This is a genomic window from Nocardia beijingensis NBRC 16342, assembly GCF_001612785.1.
Classification (GTDB): Bacteria; Actinomycetota; Actinomycetes; order Mycobacteriales; family Mycobacteriaceae; genus Nocardia; species Nocardia beijingensis.
This window is the reverse complement of record NZ_BDBC01000064.1, coordinates 1-19201: the sequence shown is the minus strand read 5'-3', so window position 1 is coordinate 19201 and position 19201 is coordinate 1. Positions and strand designations below refer to the sequence as shown.

The following is a 19201-nucleotide window of genomic DNA, read 5'->3' as shown; positions in this document are numbered from 1 at the left end:
CATGGCGATTCCAATCCGGCACCTGCGATTCCCGTTCGGCGTGGCGCTCACCGGCGGCACGGTCGCCGAGGAGCCCGACGACGACGTGTACGTGCGGCAGCTGATCCGCCAGGTGCTCCTGACGGCCCGGGGCGAGCGCGTGTGCCGGCCGGAATTCGGGGCAGGCCTGCGGCGCCAGGTCTTCGCCCCGCTCAACGACACCTCGGCGGCCCTCACCCGGACGCTCGTGTACGAGGCCCTGGTCACCTGGCTCGGCACCCTCATCAAGGTGGAGCAGGTGACCGTGCGCGCCGAGGCCGAGACGTTGCGGGTGAGCGTCGAGTACCTCAACATTGCGCGAGGCGAGCGGCGTCTTCTCGACGAGGACGTGACGCTGTGAGCGCCGGGCGCGAGAGCAGGCTCGGCGTCCTGTGCCGGCAGGTACCGCGAGTGCTGACCGCCATCGACTTCGTGCAGGTGGTCGACCCGGTGGACCAGACACGGCTCCGCGTCCTCTTCGCCATCGAGCCCGACGACGTCACCCCCTCGCTGGTCTCCCCTGCCGACCTCGCCAACCCCAGCAACGGCGCCACCGACGTCGACGTGTCGATCACCGCCCTGCACGGGTCGGCGGCGATCGAGGTGACCACGAAGGACTGGCGACAGGTCACCCTCGACAGCCTTACCCGTATCTGCCTGGAGATCGTGGTCGCCGAGCCTGGCGGGTTCGAACCGTATGTCCTGACCCTCACCCACCGGCCCTCGGGAGGCGGGCCGGTGCAGCTCGATCCGTTCTCCTCGAGCGTGGTCTTCGACTTCAAGCAGGCCTGCGAGACCGGATTCGACTGCGAGCACCGCCGTGGGTGTCCGCACGAGCCGGGCGTCGACTTCCCTGTCGATTACCTGGCGCGCGACTTCGGCAGCCTGCGCCGGGCTCTGCTGGATTTCGCCGCCCAACGCCACCCGGACTGGCGCGAGCCCATCGTGGCCGACTCCGGCGTGATGATGCTGGAGATCATGGCCGCGCTCGGCGACGAGTTCTCCTACGCCCAGGACCGCTCCGACGGCGAGACCCGGTTCGGCAGCGCGACCCAGCGCGCGAGCCTCTTTTCCCATGCTCGACTGGTCGAGTACCGGCCGGACGTCGGCTGCCCGGCCAGTGGCGAGGTCGTGGTCTCCGCGTCGGCCGCGGGGACGGTGCCCGCCGACGCGGTGGTGTATGCGGCCGGCCACTCCCTGGCGGTCGTGCCCTTCAGCATCGACGTGCCGCTGTGGGTGCACCCGTTCTGGAACTCGCTGCCCGTCCACAGCCCCGACCCGGAGCAGGACTGCCTGGTTGCCGGTCAGATCTCGATACTGGTCGCGACCGGGACGCCGCCCGCGGGCAGCACGCCACCGGACCCGACCAACCCGGGCGTCGGCCTGTCGCTGCCGGACTTCCTGGGCGGCCGCCGGGTGATGCTGGTGTCCGATCCCGCGGACGCCTCGAAGGGCCGCCGCGCCTGGCCGGTGACCGTCACCTCGGTCGCCGAGCTCGTCGACCCGCTCATCCTCGCCGGCGGCGTGCCCACCCAGGTGCTCCGGCTCTCGTGGGAGGAGGTCGCAGCCACGCCCTTCGACCTACCGATCGACGGGCTCACGGTGGCTTTCAACGTCGCCTCGGTGACCGCTGGTGAGCCGGTCATCGAGTACGCCCGGGCCGGGGGTGACGACGACATCGAGGCGGTGCACGCCGGCCTGCCGCCGCTGGTCAAGGAGAAGCTCTTGCAGCTGCCCCGTCTGGTGGAGCGAGAAGGCCCGTACGCCGGCCTCGACGGCACCGACCGCACGGTCATCGCCCGCGTGGGTCTCGCCGCCACCGAGCCGATGTCACTGCGCTTCGACAGCGTCGGCCGGCCGCGCGTGACCGTGCACGAGGTCGTTCCCCCGGCGGCGTTCCCGAGCCCGCTGCCCAGCGACCCGGCTGAGGTGCTCAGCCTGTTCGGCGACGGCGTGGAGTATCAGTGGGTCCCGGACCTGCTCCAGCTCGATCTCGACACACTTGGATTCGTCGTCGAGCCGGGCATGTGGCGCACTGTCGACACCCACCGGCTGCCCACGTCCGACTTCGCCTTCCGCGACTACGCGAGCGACGCCGGGTGGACCGTGAAGTTCGGCTTCGGCGACCTCGGGAGCTCCCCGGCCGACGGCACCCTGCTGCGACTTCGCTATTACACCGACCCAGGCCTCGACGGGAACGTCGCCAGCTTCACGATCGCGCTCTCGTGGCCGTTCGGGCCGAAGCCGGACCCGCAGCTGTCCGGCTTCGTCTCCGCAGTCACCAACCCGCTGCCGTTCGCCAACGCGACCATCGAGGAGACGGCTGGGTCGATCAGGCTCAACGCGCCCCAGCACTACCGCGCGCGGCCGCGGCGGGCGGTTCGACCCCAGGACTACAGCACCATCATCGAGCTGCTGCCCTGGGTCGACCGTGCCCACTCGACCACGCGCTGGACCGGCTCATGGTCCACCGACTTCGTCGCGGTCGACCCCGAGGACTCGGTCGCCATGTCCGACGAGCACCGCGGTGAGCTGGCCGCCGAGATCGACTGCATCAGGCTGGCCGCTAGGGATGCGCGGTCCGTCGACCCGACATACCGCGACATCGACCTGGAGGTATCGGTGTGCGTGGCGGAGGGCTTCGCCATCGGCGACGTCCTCGAACGGGTGCGCGACCGCCTCGCGCCACCAGGATTCTTCGCCCCGGCGAACTTCACCTTCGGCGAGCCGCTGCACCGCTCCGCCGTCGAGGCGGCCGTCCAAGGCGTGCCGGGCGTCGCGCATGTCGACGCCCTCAACGTTCGGGTGCACGGGGTGGGGGACTGGCGGCCCTTCACCGAGGCGGTCATCGCGGCCGACCCCGATGAGATCATCCGGCTCCAGGACGACCCGAACCACTCGACGCTCGGCCTGCTCCGAGTGCACGCGGCAGGGGTGATGTGAGGTGAAGTACGACCCGCCGACATGCTGCCCACCGCAGCTTCACCCGCCGCGCACGGTGATCCAGTCGGGCATGAGCAGGCTTGCCCGGCAAATCGCGACCTTCCCCCAGTGGCGCGCGGCGATGCTGCGGTCGATCCGTGACCCTGACCACAAGGAGCTCGCCGGCTGGACGGCCGACCGTGCGGGCGATCTCGGCGTGATGCTGCTGGAGCTATGGGCCTACGTCCTCGATGTGCTGTCTTTCTACGACGCCCGCCTGGCCGAGCGGGCCTACCTGGCGACGGCACAGGAGACCGATACAGTCGCGGAGATCGTGTCCCTGCTGGGGTACGAACCCCGGCCCGCCCTGGCGGCCGCCGTCCAGCTCGCCCTCGAGGTGCGCGGCGACACCCCGGTCGACATGAGCGCTCGCACCGGATTCCGCAGTGAGGCGTTCGGCACCGAGCCGCCGCAGGTCTTCGAGGCGCTCGACGCTGCGACGTTGTGGCCGCAGCGCAGTGCCTGGACGCTGGCGCCGTACCGGCTGGACGCGTACGACGGCACGATGCGGTTCCGGCCCGGTGAGGGCCCGGCCAGGGGGAACGTCGTCGCCGTCACGCTCGACGGGCACGCCAGGTTCGCTGGAACCGTGGCGTCGGTCGATACCGAGAACCACCCTGACGGTGGGCGGTACCAACGGATAACGTTCGGGCCCGATGCCGACACCTCGCAACTCGGCACCGGGCTGGCGCTCTCGCGTTTGCGGGCATCCGTCCTGGGGCTGCGCGCCCCGCTCACCGGATTGGTGGACGGTGACAACCGCGTCACGGGCAACGCCGTGGGCACCAAGGTGCCGGTGAGGACCGCGTCCGGCACCAAGGGACGCCGGGGCTGGGTCGTCCTCGACGCGTTCTACACGCAGTTGGCCGCGGGCGGTGTCGCGGCGCTGGAGGTCGGCGGAGGGATGTACGCGGTCGAGATCACGGCCGCAGCCCGATTCGACCACATCGTCACGGTCGGGTCCGCGGCCATCACCCAGACCTACCCGACATCCCTGGTCGTCTTCGACCTCAGTGACACGCTCGATGCCGTCAGAGAAACGCTCAGCGGTCGCGACATCGTTTTCCACGCGTTGCCGCGGCCGCTAGGAAGCCTCGTCCGCCCCGCCGCGCCGACGCGGACGCTCGCCGATGTCCGGTTGCGGCCCAACCTGGAGCCCGTGGTCGCGGCGCTGGGCGACGCGCCGGTCGACGGTCTCGCGATCGCGGTCGGCGCCGGGCAGGCAGGCGCCCTCGTCGAGGGCAGGGTCGACGCCTGGCCCGACGGTCGCGGGCGGTTCGTCCCGACCGAGGACAGCCCACCGTTCCCTGCTCCGCTCCCAACACCTGTCCGGTTGCTCGGCAACGTCGTCATCGCGGTCCGCGGCGAGACCGTGACGCGCGAGGTGCTCGGGTCCGGCGACGCCGCCCAGGCTTTCCAGTCGTTTTCGCTGAAGAAGAAGCCTCTGACATGGGTGGCGGACGCGTCCGCCGGGCGCGGTCGGCGTCCGCACCTCGACGTCGCAGTCGACGGCCGTTACTGGACCTGGGTCGAGACTCTGTACGGCACCGGGCCCGACGATCGGGTGTACGCCGTACGAATGGCGCCCGACGGGACCGCGACGATCCAGTTCGGCGACGGTGTCACGGGGAGTCGGCTGCCGAGCGGCGTCGCCAACGTCGTGGCGGGCTACCGCTTCGGTGCCGGGGCGGCGAAACCGCCCCCAGGGGCGATCAGACAGGCGGCACGGGCGGTGCGCGACCTCACCCGGGTGTCGTCGCTGCCGCCGTACGGCGGGGCGGATGCCGAATCTGCCGACGACATCCGGCACACGGCTCCCGACGCCATGCTCAGCCTCGGCCGCGCGGTGTCCGCGGCGGATTACCTGGCGCTGGCCCGTTCGTTCAGCGGTGTGGTCAACGCCTCCGTCGCCCAACGTTGGGACACCTCCCGGCTCTGCATGACCATCGACGTTGCCATCGTCGCCGACTCCGGCGACCCGTCGCCCGACCTGGCGACCTACCTCCGGGATCGGTCGGTACCGGGGGTGCCTGTGACCGTGAGCCTGGCGACACCGGTCGTCGTCCCCCAGTTCGACGTGTCGATCGCGGTAAAAAACGGCTTCGTCGTCGAGAAGGTGCTCGCCGGGGTGACGACCGCGCTGCTCGGGAAGGTTACGGGTTTGCTCGCGCCCTCGAGGCTGACGATCGGCGGCCCCGTGTTCCACAGCCACGTGGTGGCCGCCGCGCACAGCGTCGCCGGGGTCGCCGGGGTCGCCGGGATCTCCCTCACCACGGGCCCGATGCCCTCCGCGATGGTCCCCGGTCCAGCGCGCTACTTCGACTTCCTCACTCACGGGAAGGTGGTGTGAGATGGCCGGCACGCGTCCCGCGCACGACGACTACGAGCGGCACTACGCCGAGAAGATCTGGGCACTGGTCCCGGAGATCCACCGCCACGAGGACGGGATCGCCGAGACCCCCGGACAGCTGCGCGCGCTGGTGGAGATCCTGGCCGAGCAGGCAGCGATCGAGCGCCGCAGCATCGACCGGATCGTCGCCGACAGCAGGATCGACGAGGCCGACGACTGGGCGGTCGCGTACATCGGCCAGCTGCTCGGCACCCGTCTGCTGCACCCGCTCAACTCGGCCGGGAGACGGGCCGACGTCGGCCACACACTGGCCTACCGCAGGCGGGCGGGAACCCCGCGTCTACTGGAGACGCTGGCCGAGGAGGTAGCCGACTGGGACGCCGTCGCCCAGGAGGCGTTCCAGCACTTGTTCCGCTACCCGCACGCACTGGACCGCGTTTTCCCGACCGGACCGGTCACCCACACACCGCGCGGCGGCTTCCCGGACCTGCGCCGGGCGCGGATCAGCGACGTGCTCGGGGGCCCCTTCGAGGACGTCGCCTATCGGCCGGAGTTCCGGCCGGGGCGCAGCACCCGCGGTCGGTACAACGTCCCGACGGTCAACCTGTTCTGCTACCGCAAGTACGCGTTCCCGCTGGCTGACGTGACACCGTTCCGACTCGACGCCACGCACTACACGATCGATCCCTCGGGCCGCGGTCACGTCCCTCTCTTCCAGCAAGGGGACCTCACTCGGGAGGACTGCGTCAAGCCCCGCGAGTGGGATGTCCGGATGCCCATCACCTGCCGTCGCCTCAACACAGTGCTCTACCGGCTGCCGGTGTGGGCCGCCACCGTAGGGCCGGGTTGGGGCACGATGGTGGGCCGGACCTTCGAGTCCGAGGACGATCTGTTGGCTGCCGCGACAGCCGATGGTGCCGGCAACCCGACCGGTCTCCTGGCAGCGGCGCTCGTCGCGGACAGCCCCAAGGCGCGGCTGTTGGCCGCTGTGGACGCGGCGGGGCCTGCCATCAGCCTCGCGATCGGAACCCGCGCGCCGCTGCCGCCGTACGCGGTGGTCGGCGCGGGCCTGTCGGCCTGGGCCGGCGGTGTCACGGTCAGCGCCGACGTCGAAGCCCTGGTCGACCCTGCTCGGGGGCTGGTGGAGCTCACGGCGGCCCCGGGAGGCAACGAACTCGAGGTCAGGCGAGTGCACTACGGGATCCTGTACCCCGTCGGCGCTGGGACCCACGACCGCAGCGACCGAGTGCCCGACACCGGACCCCCGCCGCTGGGTACAACCTCGCCCGTGCTCTCGGCCGTCACCGGCGACCGGGTATTCGGGGACAGCCGCACCTACACGCCCACGACAGGCGGCTCGAGGATCGACGTGACCGCTGCCGCGCGCCTGTGGGCGGCCGACCGCGAACGGCCGTTCGTGCTCCTGAGGCCCGCGCCCGACGAGGCTGCCATCGAGATTCGGGCCCTGGTCGCCGGCGCGTCCCTGGAGCTGAGCGGACTGTGGCTCGGCGCGCTGCTGCGCGGCACCGCGACGGGCGGGTCACTGTGTGAGCTCAGGCTGACCGGCTCGTTTGACCAGGTCGTGCTGCGTGACGTGACGCTGGACCCCGGCGGCACCCAAGCCGCGCTGGTCGGGAACACGCCAGGCGTGATCCCTCACGTGCGGCTGGTGGTGGCGGGTCAAGTGGAGGAGCTCGTCCTGGACCGCTGCATCCTCGGCTCAATTCACGAAGCAGTCGGCAGCACCGAGTCGTCGGTGGCCTGCACCGCCGCCCGGATCACCCTCGTCGACTCGATCCTGCTTCCGCATGACGCCGACGCGGTGCTATCGCTGCCCGGGGCCGAGCTGCGGATGGATCGCTGCACGGTGCTCGGTGACTGCCGAATCGGCCGGGCCGATATCAACAACTCGATCATCAACGGGACTCTCGAGGTGCAAGACGCGCAGAACAGCTGTTTGCGCTTCTCGATGGTGAGGAGCGGCGGGCGAACGCCCTCGCAGTACGAGTGCGTGGTGCTCCCCACCGGCCTCCCGAAAGGATCCTTCGAGTCCGTGCGCTTCGGCGATGCCGGGCTCGGGGTCCTTACCGGCCTGTGTCCCAAGTCCGTCCGCGAGGGCGGCGAGGGTGGCACCGAGATGGGCGTCTACAACCGGGCGCTCGTCCCCATCAAGCTCGCCGACCTGACCGCCAAGGTCGCCGAGTTCGCCCCGATCCAGGCCGTCATCCAGCTGATCGCCCAGACCTGAAGGAAGTGCCATGACTGCAGATGTCTCCCGAAGCCTGGCCGATCGCGACAAGCTGTTCCGCACCGTCCTCCGCCAGCAGGGCCGGCTGCCCACCGACGCCGAGGAGAACCATGCCGCCGAGCTGGCCGGTTGGTCCCACGATGCCGAGTTCGTCGAGACCATCACACCTCTGGGCACGCCCGACGACGGCTTCAAGATCGTCGTTCCCGCGGGCCTGCACAGCGGGTTCGACATCCTCCCCGGCGCGTACTACCTGGGCGGCGCCCGCGTAGAGAGCCCCGCACGGCTTCCGTATGCCGACCAAGTCGCGAGCAACTGGCTCACTCAGGACGAGCCCGTGGTTGCCAACAGCCGGATGGTGGTGTGGCTCGAAGTCGAGGAGCGGGTCGTCACCGCCGTCGAGGACGCCGAGCTGCTGGAGCCGGCGCTGCGCGGCGCCGACGGAGCGGCCCGGACCCGCCTGTGCTGGCGGGTGCGCCAGGCGGCCACCATCACTGACGACTGCCACGAAGCACTGGCGGAGGCACTACCGGCAGACATCGCCGCGTCGCTCGACCCCCGGACCGGCGCGATCGCCTCCTCTGGGCTGCTGGCCATCGGCTTCGACGAGGAGGCCGTCGACCTCGACCTCTGCACGCCGGCCGTCGAGTCGGGATATCTCCGCAACCGCAACAACTGCTACCGAGTCAAACGCACCCGGCCCGGCTACTTCGTCTGGGGGGAGGACAACGCCGCGCAGCTGTACCGGGTCACCGTCGCCTCCGACAAGAGGACCATCCGCTTCCTCACCGAGCCCCGCGACGAGTACCTGCGGCCCCGCGCCGGGCAGACCGTCGAGCTACTGCGCGGCGATGTGCTGCTGCCCAACTACGAGCGGATCGCAGAGCTCGACGGCGACTTCTTCCGGGTGACCGGTGGCTTCAACGACGGTGCCATCACCGTCGGTTCCGACGTCGAGGACGACTGGCTCACGTGGCTCTCCACCTCGCCCATCGACCCGGGCTCGCCGCCCGGCACGCAACGGCACATCTACCTCCGCCTCTGGACCGGCGGCGGTGACGGCGCCGACCCGGATGTGCCCTTCACCCAAGGCACGGCACGCGCCCTGCCGGGCACCGGTCTCACCGTCACGTTCTCGGGTACGACCCTGACCGGCGATGGGTGGACGGTATCGGCGCGGCCGGACGCGCCCACTCGGGTGCTGCCCTGGGCGATGCACGACGGTATGCGGGCGCACGGTCCGCGGCGACACGTGGCTCCGCTGGCCATCGTCGACTTGGCGACCGGTCAGGTGCACGACTGTCGCGAGCGCTTCCGGCCGCTCCACAGAATCCGGACCTGCTGCACGATCACGGTCGGCCCTCCCGGCACCAACGTCGGCGACGTGGATTCGATCACCGCCGCCGTCGACCTCATGCCGCCGGAGGGCGGCACCATCTGCCTGCTGGCGGGGGAGCACCCGGCCAACGTCGTGGTCGAGGGCCGCCGCGACCTCCGGTTCACGGGCTGCCCCGGCAAGACCACGTGGGTGCCCGTGGACCCCGACCAGCCCCTGGTGACCATCGTCGACTCGACGAGGGTCACCTTCTCCGACATCGCCTTCACGTCGGGTGTCGCGCCGGCCATCGCGGCCGGCAAGTCGGACCCCTCTGACAGTTCGATCGAACACGGCGGCCTGGCGGTCACCCACTGTCTCTTCAGCGCGGCAGCTGGCTGCGCCGTGCTAGCACGGTCGATGGACGGTGCCACTCTAACGCACTGCCGAGTGCTGGCCGGGCCCTACCCGCAGGCGATCCGGCAACCGGACTTCGAGCCTCTCCCCGCGATCTTCCTGCAAGGCCGGCGGCTGGTGGTCGAACGCTGCGAGATCCGCGCCCGGCGTGAGGTGAATCTGGTCGCCGGGCGCCTTGCGCTCGGCGGCATACAGATCGGCGGCGGGTCCCAGGGCACGACCATCCGCGACTGCCTGATCGAGGACGGCGCAGGCATCGGTATCACCTTCGGATCGATTACCTATGTGGGGGTCGATCGTGCTGCATTCGACGAAGACGAGATCGCGCTGGATCGGGCCGTCGCCAAGTACGCCGCCAGTGACTCCGGGTCCGTCAAACACGGGTATGTCCGTATGCTGCGGGGCTTCCGGCTCGTCACCGGCGCGGCGGGCTGCATCGGCGTCGAGCCGGTCGACCCCGACGGCGGCGGCAACGACCGCGAGGTACTGGTCCCGATCTCGGAAGGGATCGTCGACGACGTGGAAGTCCGGCACAACCGGATCGTCGGCATGGGCAGCAGCGGCGTCGCGACGTACCCGCTGGGCATGTCGACGACGAACCGGGCACGCGACGCCGTCGCCGTGAGCCGGCTCAGCTTTGTCGACAACCTCGTGGCCGACTGCGTCCGGTTCGAGGTCAACGCGCGCGACGAGGTGATGCGCACCTTCCTCCCCGTCGGCGGTGTCGCGCTCGCGGTGGCCGTGGACTGCCTGTTCTGCGGCAACGAAATCGTCCGTAACGGCAGCGACTTCGGCGGTGGCACCTGCGGCATCGGCATCGTCTACGGCGAGGACGTCCGCGTGATCGACAACCGGATCGAGGACAACGGCCGCCACGACCTGAAACGTGCGGCAACTGGCCCGAACGCCGGCGTGCACGTATCCACTGTGCGCGCCTCGATCGGCCTTGAGGGAGCCGGTGCGATGGCAGGAGCCGACGGCCCTGCCCTGACCGTTCACGGCAACATGATCAGCCAACCCGCCGGACGCGCCTTACGGGCGTTGGCCCTGGGCCCGGTATCGGTCGCCGACAACCGGCTGGTGGGCGGCAACCCGAGCCGGCTGTTCGCCGAGCTGACGAGAGCAACCACCCACCTCAGCCACGCGAAGGGGCTACGGTCGCCCAGCTTCTCGGGCTTCGACCTGGGTGAGGTCGAGCGGATCCTCGACCTGCTGGGCGGCGACGCGGTCAACCTGGTGAACCTGGCGATCGCGCCGGACCTGCTGATGCTGCAGCGACGGCGGCGGCGGGGTGACATCGGCGGGCTGGCCGAGATGTTCGCCACGTTGGGCTCGCCTACCAGAAGGGTCTCGTACCCGCCGGCAGCGTCGGTGGCGTCGCGCTTCCGGTACGGAGGTGCCACGATGGTCAACGACAACCAGATCAGCCTGCACCGGCCGCTGCCATACGGCCCGCCGATGACGCTGTCGTCGATATTGGTCGTCTCCCTGGACGACGTGAGCTTCGCCGACAACCAATTCGGGGTCGAGCTCGACCGCGAGCTCGCGATCGCGAACGCAATCCTGTTCGGTGTGACGGTTCGCGTGAACGGCAACCGCGGACAGGAGGCTGTGCCGACCTTGGTGTCGGCCCTGGCCCTTGCGCTGGTCTGGTGCACCGCGGCGCTCAACCAGACGACCGGGCGCCTGGTAGTGACCGGGCTGGCCGGCACCGTCAACACCGACAACCTGACCGGGTAGAGAGGAGGACGCGAGTGAGTACCGACGAAACCCTGAGCACCCTGAAGAGCCTGCAACGACAGATCCCCGAGGCGCGGGAGGCTCACGGGCTAGTGATGCTGCTCGGCAACGGGCTCGCCGAGGCGATGGTCGGCATGCGCGCCAGTCAGGCTCGACTGGAGGCTGTGCGCACCGAGGCTCGGGGCGACGCCTCCGCACTCGTCCGGCGGGCGGAGGCCGACGCAGCCCAGGCCGCGGTGGAGGTCGTCCGTGGCGAGGTACGACGATTGCGGGTCACCGAGCCACCCACCGGTGAGAAAATGAGGAGCGTGTACGGCCATGTCATCGACGGAGCAAACCCGGTCGCGGGAGCGGTCGTCGCGCTGATGGACGGTGACGAGGCGCTCGTCTGTATAGAGACCGGAACGGACGGAGAGTTCACGCTGTCCGTCGGCGGTGACCGGCCGCTGGCCCTGCGGGTCACGATCGGGGGCAAGGTCGTGCACCACGACGACGAGGCGACCCTCGCGCCGGCATCGTTCCCGCCATACCGGCTGGTCGACCTCGGCGACGCGACCCCCGCGCCGCCGACCCAGCGACCCTGCGACGGACCGTCGTCGTCCGGTCCGCTGCCGAAGCCCGGCGGATCACTGACCGAGACGCTCAAGAAGCTGCGGTCCGTCGACCTGTCCGTGTCGCACGTGCGAGTCTCGGCGTCCAACGACACGACACCAAAGGTCACGAAGCTGGACGTCGCGGACGGCGGGATAGGCCTGGAGGTCGCGGTCCGGCCGACGGACGTCGGCCGGCTCGCGGTCGTCGCGTCCGTGCTGGCGCACCAGCCCGACGCCGAGGCGGCCGGCGTTCGCAGCGCAGCAGCAGCAGCAGCAGCGCTGCGGGCCGCGGAGGTGACGACCTGGGAGGAGGCCCAGGCCCTGCCCCGGCAGAAGCCCGAGGAACTCGCCCGTCGTTTCGGCCTCGATGCCAGGAGCGGGGCCGCCCTCCGGAAGGCGCTGACGGCGACGCTCATGACGATCGACGTCGACGAAGCGTAGGACCCATGCCAAGCGCCAAGGCGGCGACCCAGGCGAAAGAGCCCTCGAAGAAGCCACCCGGGCACAAGCCGATCCAGAAGAAGCTGGCCGTCGGCACGGCGGGCGACCGCTTCGAACGCGAGGCCGACCAGGTCGCCCGGGAGGCGGTGCACGGACACGGCACCGACGAAGCGGTGGCCATCCCGCCGACGATCAGCTCGCTGGGCGCGCAGCGTGCTCCGGTGCCGCCGGCCACACGGGACAAGCCGCAAAACTCCGCCTCCCGCCGCGCCAAGCCTGTGCAGCGCAAACCGGCACCCTCCATGCCGCGGATCGGCGCAGACCGGCCATCGGGCAAGCGCGCGCAACGGGACGCGGTCGACGGCAGCGCAGGAGGGACTGCGCCTGCTGCCGTCGAAACCTCGATCGGGCGGATGCAGGCGGGTGGCGGCCGCGCCCTCGACGGCGGTGCCCGGAACCTCCTGGAGAGCAGGCTCGGCCACGACTTCTCCAATGTCCGAGTGCACGACGACAGCGGCGCGGCGAGCGCCGCGCAGGCACTGAACGCCCGCGCGTTCACGGTCGGACGGGACGTCTTCTTCAACACCGGGGAGTACCGGCCGCACACGCCGGCCGGTCGCAAGTTGATCGCCCACGAGCTCACCCACACCGTCCAGCAGGCCGGGGGAGGGGTGCAGAAGAAGGTGCAGCGGGCACCCACCCCAGGCACCGGCACGACCTCGCCGCAACAGGAGGAGGAGCAGGACCAGACGGCGCCGACATCGACGACGTTCACCTCGACCCGGTTGCCCGGGGGCGGTATCGACACCTCCAACGTAGGCAAGAGCCGGGGCATAATCACGCTGCCCGTGCTGGCCCTGCCCTCGGTCGCGGGTGCACTCAAGGGCACAGCCGGGGGGCTCGTCACGCCGGTGGCGGCGCCGGGTCGGGAGGTCCCAGCGGTGGGAGCGCCGTTCACGCTGGAGCCGGTGGGCGAACGCGACGACAGCAAGGCCTATGAGGTATGGACGGCATACGCCCGCACCAACTTTAAGACCGGCGTGCGCGCCAAGCTGGACCAGAAGCTTGCGGGGACCCCGAACGTGCCGCAGCTCACCGGGACCGGCAACGTGACACCGGTCTACTACCTGAAATTCAAGAACAGCAGTGGGCACGTCTTCATCGGTACCCTCGACGAGCTGTCCGACCAGGACGCACTGCTACGGCCGCAGTGGAGCACGACTGGCAGCCCGTTGCAAGGGAGTGGCGCGACCCTCGACGCCGACCACTTCCTCGAACTGCAGATCGGCGGTAACGACGCCGCCGACAACATGTGGCTTCTCAAGTCGAGCTACAACCGCTCCGTCGGCAGCGCCCTCAAGGCCCGCATCGAGCGCGACCTCAAGACGATCCTCGACGAGGTGGTGGGGTCGACGTCAATCCCCGTGACAGAGAAACCGACCGACGTCACCGAGATGAAGCGCAACTGGACTATCCGGTTCTCGACGGTCGCCGCAGGCTCCGGCTTCGACACGGTGCCTCGCGACTTCTGGACGCAGAACCAGATAAACACAGGCGCTCACCTCGACCACCTCGAGTTCATGACCGAGGCGGACCTGGTGGCCGCGGGGCTGCGTCTGGAGAACAACGGCGTACAGCCCACTCGTGTCCGCATCCTTCCCGGCCCTGGTGGCGGTGCCATGAAAACAGTGCGGCTCAACGCAGCTCAGCAGGTCGAGGGCGGGGCGTTCCTGTACCCGAACATCTGGGTGAACGGAGGCGCCTACTTCGGCGGCTCCACCGACCAAGCGGAGACGCGACTGCTCCGCCTGGATGTCGTGATCAACAAAGTAGCCAAGGGGACCAAGAACCCGATCGCCGCGAAGAGCGGCACTATCGACGTCCTGCGCGACCCAAGGATGGGCATCGCGGGCTACCTCTCGCGACAGTCGATCATCAACCAGTTCGCCTGCATGGACTTCACCCTGCTCAGCCCCCTGACCTTCACCGACCTGGGCGTGAACGCCGAAGGCGTGCTGGTCGGCACCGGCAGCGTGCTGTCGTCGAAGGCGCTGTTCCCCGGCCTGAGCGTGCCGCTCGTCCTGTACGGCGACCGGATCATGATGAGCTTCCCGGTGCCGGCTGACAACCTCAGCCTCGGTCCACTCATCGTCACCGAGGCCGCGCTGTCATTGGGGGTCGGGACGCCGGGCCTGTTCATCGAGGGGTACGCCGGGTTCGTCGTCAACGGCCTCGGCTCCGGATCGCTGACAGCCGAGATCGCCGAGCACGGTCCGCGGCTGAGCGGTGCGTTCAACTTCGACGCCGACTTCTTCACGCCCGCGCAGGTGACGGCGACCTACGATCTGGCGACCGACACCCTGACCGCTGGCGGCACCCTCGGCGTGGAGAAAGGCAAGATCACGGGCGTCGACTCCGGGACGGTGACCGTGCTGGTATCGCGCGAACGCCTCGACTTCAACGGCACGATCAACCTGGGCGCCCCGTTGGCCGGCACTGTGGTGAACGTCGCCTACACGCGCAACGAAGGGCTGCGGATCGGCGCCGACAACATCCCGCTTCCGTTCGCCAGCCTGCCCGCTGTGCAGAACGCAACCATGTCGGTCGCCGCCACGCGTACCCCCGAGGGGGTCTGGAGCTTCGGCGGCACCGGCCAGGCCACGCTCGCCGCACCCGGCGCCACCGGCGCCATCGCTTTGCACTACCTCGACGGCGTCGTCACGATGACGGCCGCGGGACAGGTGGCCAAGGGTCCCGCGAGCGGCACCCTTAACTTCACCGCGACCAACGCGCCGCTCGACGAGCAGGGCAACCCGGTCGAGGGGCCACCAACTACGACGATCACCGTGTGGGGCCGGGGCATGGTGACGATCCGGTTCGGCAACGCCCTGATGGGGACCGCCGGCATAGAGCTCACCCGAGACAACCGGGTCATCATCAGCGGAGTCATCGCGCTGCCGCCGGAGTTCGAGGTCTTCCCCCGGCGGACGTTCACCAAGGACCTGCTGCACATCGAACCGCCCGAGTTCCCCATCTGGGGGGTCTCTGTCGCCGGTGTGGGTGTGGGCGTGTTCGCCTTCGTCGACGCACGCATCGCGTTCGAGGCGTACGTCGGCGCGGGCGTCATCCGTGATGCCGCCATCACCGCGGAGCTCGACTTGGACCACCCGGAGCTCGCGGCACTGCACGGATACGGTGAATTCTTCGTGCCTGCGTACGCGGGCCTCACCCTCGACGTCGGCGGTGGTCTGCGCGCGCGGGCGGCGGTCGCCTACGCCCAGGGCCGAGTCGGCCTCCAAGGGACGCTCGGCATCCAGGCAGACGCCTCGGCCGGGCTCGACATCGACTGGAACCCGACCAGCGGCCTCGCCGTCGAAACGCGTGTGGCCGCCGACGTGCGGCCGAAGTTCCGCCTCAGCGCCAATGCTGCAGTGACGATCGGAGTCGACCTGCTCGTCACCGATGTCTCGCACACGTTCGGGCCGTGGCAGCGCATGCTGGGGGAGTTCGGGCCCGACATGGAGTTCGGTGTCGAGTTCCCGGTGCGCTGGTCGGAAGCCAACGGCCTCGACCTCAGCCTTGACAACATCGTCGTACGCCAACCTACCCTCGACGCTCGGGGCCTCATGAGTAGCGTGTTCGATGAGTTGGCGGGCTGAGCGTGCGAAAGCCTAAGCTCGACAACGGCTTCATACTCGGACCGACTGCTTGCGGCGTTATCACGTGACGCAACAGCCGTCTGTGTGCGAACCTTGAGCCCAGTAGACCCCCACAGCGGCTGTCCAAAATATTGGTGACCACCCGATCTCGACGAGTATGAACGGCGCCGTACATGCATCATTGGGCTCTACCCCAACTGGATGGTCAGCTATAAACCCCGGTGGTTGTGAGGTACTCGATACCGCAGGTTGGTTCGTGCCGAGGAACCCGAAGAATTCGCCGCTGAGCGTGTCCCCGTCGGCCGCCGCGCACAGGGCCTCGAGGTGTTCGGAATCGGACGGTCTCCTCGAGATCGTTGTCCAGGTCGTCGAGGATCCATCCGGCTTCGCCGGCGAGCACGTCGATCTCGCCGCTGTAGCGGTCAGGATTGCGCAGACTTGAGAACGCGCCGTCCTCCCGTTGATCTTCGACTGATGCCACTGGCTGCCCTCCCACCAGCGAACGAAGGTGACCGCCGAGTCGTGGCTGATACGCGGGATGGTCGCTGGTCAGGTGAGCGGCCCGTACCCACGGTGGCGTCGGCCATCGGGTCGTATGCCGCCGCGAGAACGAACTGTCCTTGTCGCGGCCGCACAGGGGTCGCTCGGGAATCCGTGTACCGAATGAGTGTGAACCAGCTCCCCGCGCCGTCCTCGCTGGAGATCCGGCCGCTATGCACTCCCTCCAGGGAATTGGAGAGTTCGTTGCACTCGTCGAAACCGGCGGCTCGAGCGCCTCCGATTCTGCGATACGAGTCCACAGCACATCCGGTCCCGGACAATCCACGGTCATGCGACGCAAACTAATGCCGCGCCCAACTCGACGCGATGCGCCGCCTCGCCGAGCAAGGCTGACTACCCGCCGCCGCGGCCGTCTGGGTGAACCCGAGTGGACACTGGGTCGTCAACCACCGAACCCAGCTTGCGCTGGACGAACGACTTGCCGAAGGCGAGCGTGAGGTTGAGCAGATGGTCGACGGAAGATGCGCCCGTGCGGCGCATCGCTCCGGTCCACACGCTCGGTATCGCGGTGCCCGCTTATCGGCGGCCAGAACCAGCGGCCGGGCGAGATTAACTGGTCTTCCTATCGCCGAAGATGACGACCGAGATCAGGTAGATGGGAGCGCTCGATATCTGGAGCCTGCGTTACCGTGTGCTCGCCTCCCGCGACCCGAAAGAGGTTCGAGAACCGTGTTTCCGGCGCAAGTCAAATCGGTTGTCGTGGTGGTGGTTTCGGTGAGCTGTCGCAGGCCTCGGTCCTCGGCAGGACACGCACAACATGGGCAACTGTAAAACGCCTGGTCATCGCGGGGACGTACCCAGTCTGAGGATTGCGGTTCGTTCCTATGGATCGGTTCCCGTACCCATGTTCGTTGTGACCAGGGCAGGGCGCATCGAAGATGGGAACGCGGGTGAGGTTCCCCCGCATTGTTGGAGGGCGGACTACCAGCTTTCGGCTGGAACAGGGTGATGGTAGCTGGCTTCGAACTCGTCGGGTGATCTCCAGCCGAGGTTCTTTTGGATGCGTTGGGTGTTGTACCAGCCGTCGATGTAGGAGAACAGGGCGTTTTCGGCCTCGTCGCGGGTCCGCCACGACCGGCGGTAGACCAGTTCCGTCTTCAGCGTGGAGAAGAAGTTCTCCATCAGCGCGTTATCGTAGGAATCCCCGACCGATCCCATGGATTGCGCAATTCCGTTGTCGGCCAACCGGTTCGCGAAGCGAATAGCGGTGTAGGTCGATCCCCTGTCGGAGTGGTGGATCAACTCACCGTCACGGACATCTCGGCTCCAGACCGCGTACTCCAGCGCGCCCAGAACCATCTCGGTGTCACAGCGGTCCGAGGTCTTCCACCCGACGATCCGGTTGGAGAATGCATCCCGCACCGCGGCCAGCCAGAACGCGCCCTGCCCGCACGGGATGCGCGTGGCATCGGCCACCCACAACCGGTTCGGCCGATCCGCGGTGAAGACTCGTTCGACCAGATCCGGCGCCGGCGCGGCCCGTGGATCGGTTCGCGTGGATCCGATCCGCCACCGCTTCCGCAGAAAAGCGCCCTGCAACCCGGCGCCGCGCATCACCCGCTCCACCCGTTTGCGGCCGACCGAGATGCCGCGCCGCGCCAGCATTGCGTGCACGCGGGGCGAGCCGTAAGTGCCGCCGGAGCTGGTATGGATATCGACGATCTCGGCCAGCAACACCTCGTCGGAGATCTGCCGCGCCGAGGGCCGCTCGAGACGTTTGCACCACCAGTAATAGGTCGACGAGGCGATACCCAGCACCCGCAATACGAGCTCGACCGGCTGCCGGCTGTCCTTCACGAACCGCACGATCACCTCCGGGTCTGGCCGAGCTCCGAGGCGAAATACGCACTCGCAGAACGCAGGATGTCGTTCACCCACTCCAACTCGGCCACCTGCTTACGCAGCCGCTTGTTCTCCTCGGCCAGATCAGCGGACGTCGTTTCCGGCCGCTGGCCAGTATCGGCCTGGCGGATCCAGTTCCGCAGCGCCTCGTGATGCACCCCGAGCTGCTGGGCGAGCTTGCGTATCGTCGGTTTCGGGTCCGACTCCAGATACAGTCGGACCGCCCGGGCCTTCAACTCGTCCGGATACTTCTTCGGTGCTGCCACGCGGGGCTCCTTCCTGGCCCTATCGGACCATGCTCAGAGCCCTCCAAGGAAGCGGGGGAACCTCAGGGTGACCTGGGATCTACTCTGGTCGACTGGTAGTCGAAGCGGATTTCGTCCTGGGCTGAGCGACGAGCGCCGTTCAACGCGTGGCCATCGTCGGTGACTACTCCAGATTGGCGTCGCATCGCCTCGCTGGTCGCCTGCCGTCCCCACCTCCGTCGAGCGGTAGGCGACAGCAGGACTCGAACCCCGAACCCGCTGTTACGGGTTCGGGGTTCGCCTGTGTTCACGGCCAATCACCGGTGACCCTTACAGCCGCCCTAACAGTGGTTATGCCGTAATGCGCAGGTCACCGACGATCACGCGCAGTCACGCCGAAAGTTTGGGGAAACTTTGGGTGGGTCAATTCTGACACGTCGCAGGGTTGTGCCCCGGTATGGCACGTACAGCATTGTGCCCGTGACGAGATCATCACAGGGTTGACTCCGTTGCAGGCCGATGGGCTGGCCTGCGTTGTGAGGGGAGCTGTTTCGTCCGCGTCCGTGTTCCGCATGTGCCAGTCGGCCGCTCCGTGACCCGTTCCTAGGTATCGCCTGCGTCTCGTGCCGTTGGGCAACGCGCGTCGCGCGGGAGGTGCGTGGGGATGAGCACGATGATCTCCGCGACCCGCGACACGCGCTGTGGTGCCATCGATCGTTGGACGGGCTGCTGACCTTGGCGACGGTTGAGCTATGCAAGACCGGCCGCGGTCGGCGTGCGCGCGACCGGT

Annotated in this window: 10 protein-coding genes; 7 read left to right on the top strand and 3 right to left on the bottom strand. The window is 68.8% G+C overall.

Going from position 1 to position 19201, the window contains the following annotated elements:
- Position 1 precedes the first annotated feature (1 nt).
- The 7 genes from NB3_RS29800 (at position 2) to NB3_RS29770 (ending at position 15763) form a co-directional block, all read left to right on the top strand.
- A complete protein-coding gene (locus NB3_RS29800; protein WP_067809936.1) occupies positions 2-379 on the top strand; it encodes a GPW/gp25 family protein in 378 nt (125 codons plus the stop codon).
- Entirely contained in the window at positions 376-2961 is a 2586-nt protein-coding gene (locus NB3_RS29795) for a baseplate J/gp47 family protein (RefSeq protein ID WP_067809934.1), read from the top strand. Before NB3_RS29800 ends, NB3_RS29795 begins: the two co-directional genes overlap by 4 nt.
- A gap of 70 nt (positions 2962-3031) precedes the next feature.
- Positions 3032-5350, top strand: a complete 2319-nt coding sequence (locus NB3_RS29790; RefSeq protein ID WP_157112084.1) for a baseplate J/gp47 family protein — start codon at positions 3032-3034, stop codon at positions 5348-5350.
- A gap of 1 nt (position 5351) precedes the next feature.
- On the top strand, positions 5352-7598 hold the full coding sequence (locus NB3_RS29785) for a hypothetical protein (RefSeq protein WP_067809932.1): 2247 nt from the start codon (positions 5352-5354) through the stop codon (positions 7596-7598).
- A 10-nt stretch (positions 7599-7608) separates the two neighbouring features.
- Positions 7609-11070 carry a hypothetical protein gene (locus tag NB3_RS29780; RefSeq protein ID WP_067809931.1) on the top strand — a complete coding sequence of 1154 codons (3462 nt, stop codon included), beginning with the start codon at positions 7609-7611 and terminating at the stop codon, positions 11068-11070.
- 14 nt (positions 11071-11084) lie between these two features.
- Complete coding sequence (locus NB3_RS29775) at positions 11085-12104, top strand: hypothetical protein (RefSeq protein ID WP_067809929.1); 1020 nt, start codon at positions 11085-11087, stop codon at positions 12102-12104.
- 5 nt (positions 12105-12109) lie between these two features.
- Positions 12110-15763 (top strand): eCIS core domain-containing protein, encoded by a 3654-nt coding sequence (locus NB3_RS29770; protein ID WP_067809928.1) that lies wholly within the window; start codon positions 12110-12112, stop codon positions 15761-15763.
- Positions 15764-15968: 205 nt separating this feature from the next.
- Here the strand turns inward: NB3_RS29770 and NB3_RS35360 are convergent, their stop codons facing one another.
- The 3 genes from NB3_RS35360 to NB3_RS29760 form a co-directional block, all read right to left on the bottom strand.
- Positions 15969-16244 carry a hypothetical protein gene (locus NB3_RS35360; protein ID WP_157112083.1) on the bottom strand — a complete coding sequence of 92 codons (276 nt, stop codon included), beginning with the start codon at positions 16242-16244 and terminating at the stop codon, positions 15969-15971.
- 1001 nt (positions 16245-17245) lie between these two features.
- Positions 17246-18136: an IS3 family transposase gene (locus NB3_RS29765; RefSeq protein ID WP_218020664.1), complete on the bottom strand. Its 891-nt coding sequence runs from the start codon at positions 18134-18136 to the stop codon at positions 17246-17248.
- Entirely contained in the window at positions 18133-18432 is a 300-nt protein-coding gene (locus NB3_RS29760) for a transposase (RefSeq protein ID WP_067809926.1), read from the bottom strand. Before NB3_RS29760 ends, NB3_RS29765 begins: the two co-directional genes overlap by 4 nt.
- Between the last annotated feature and the right edge of the window lie 769 nt (positions 18433-19201).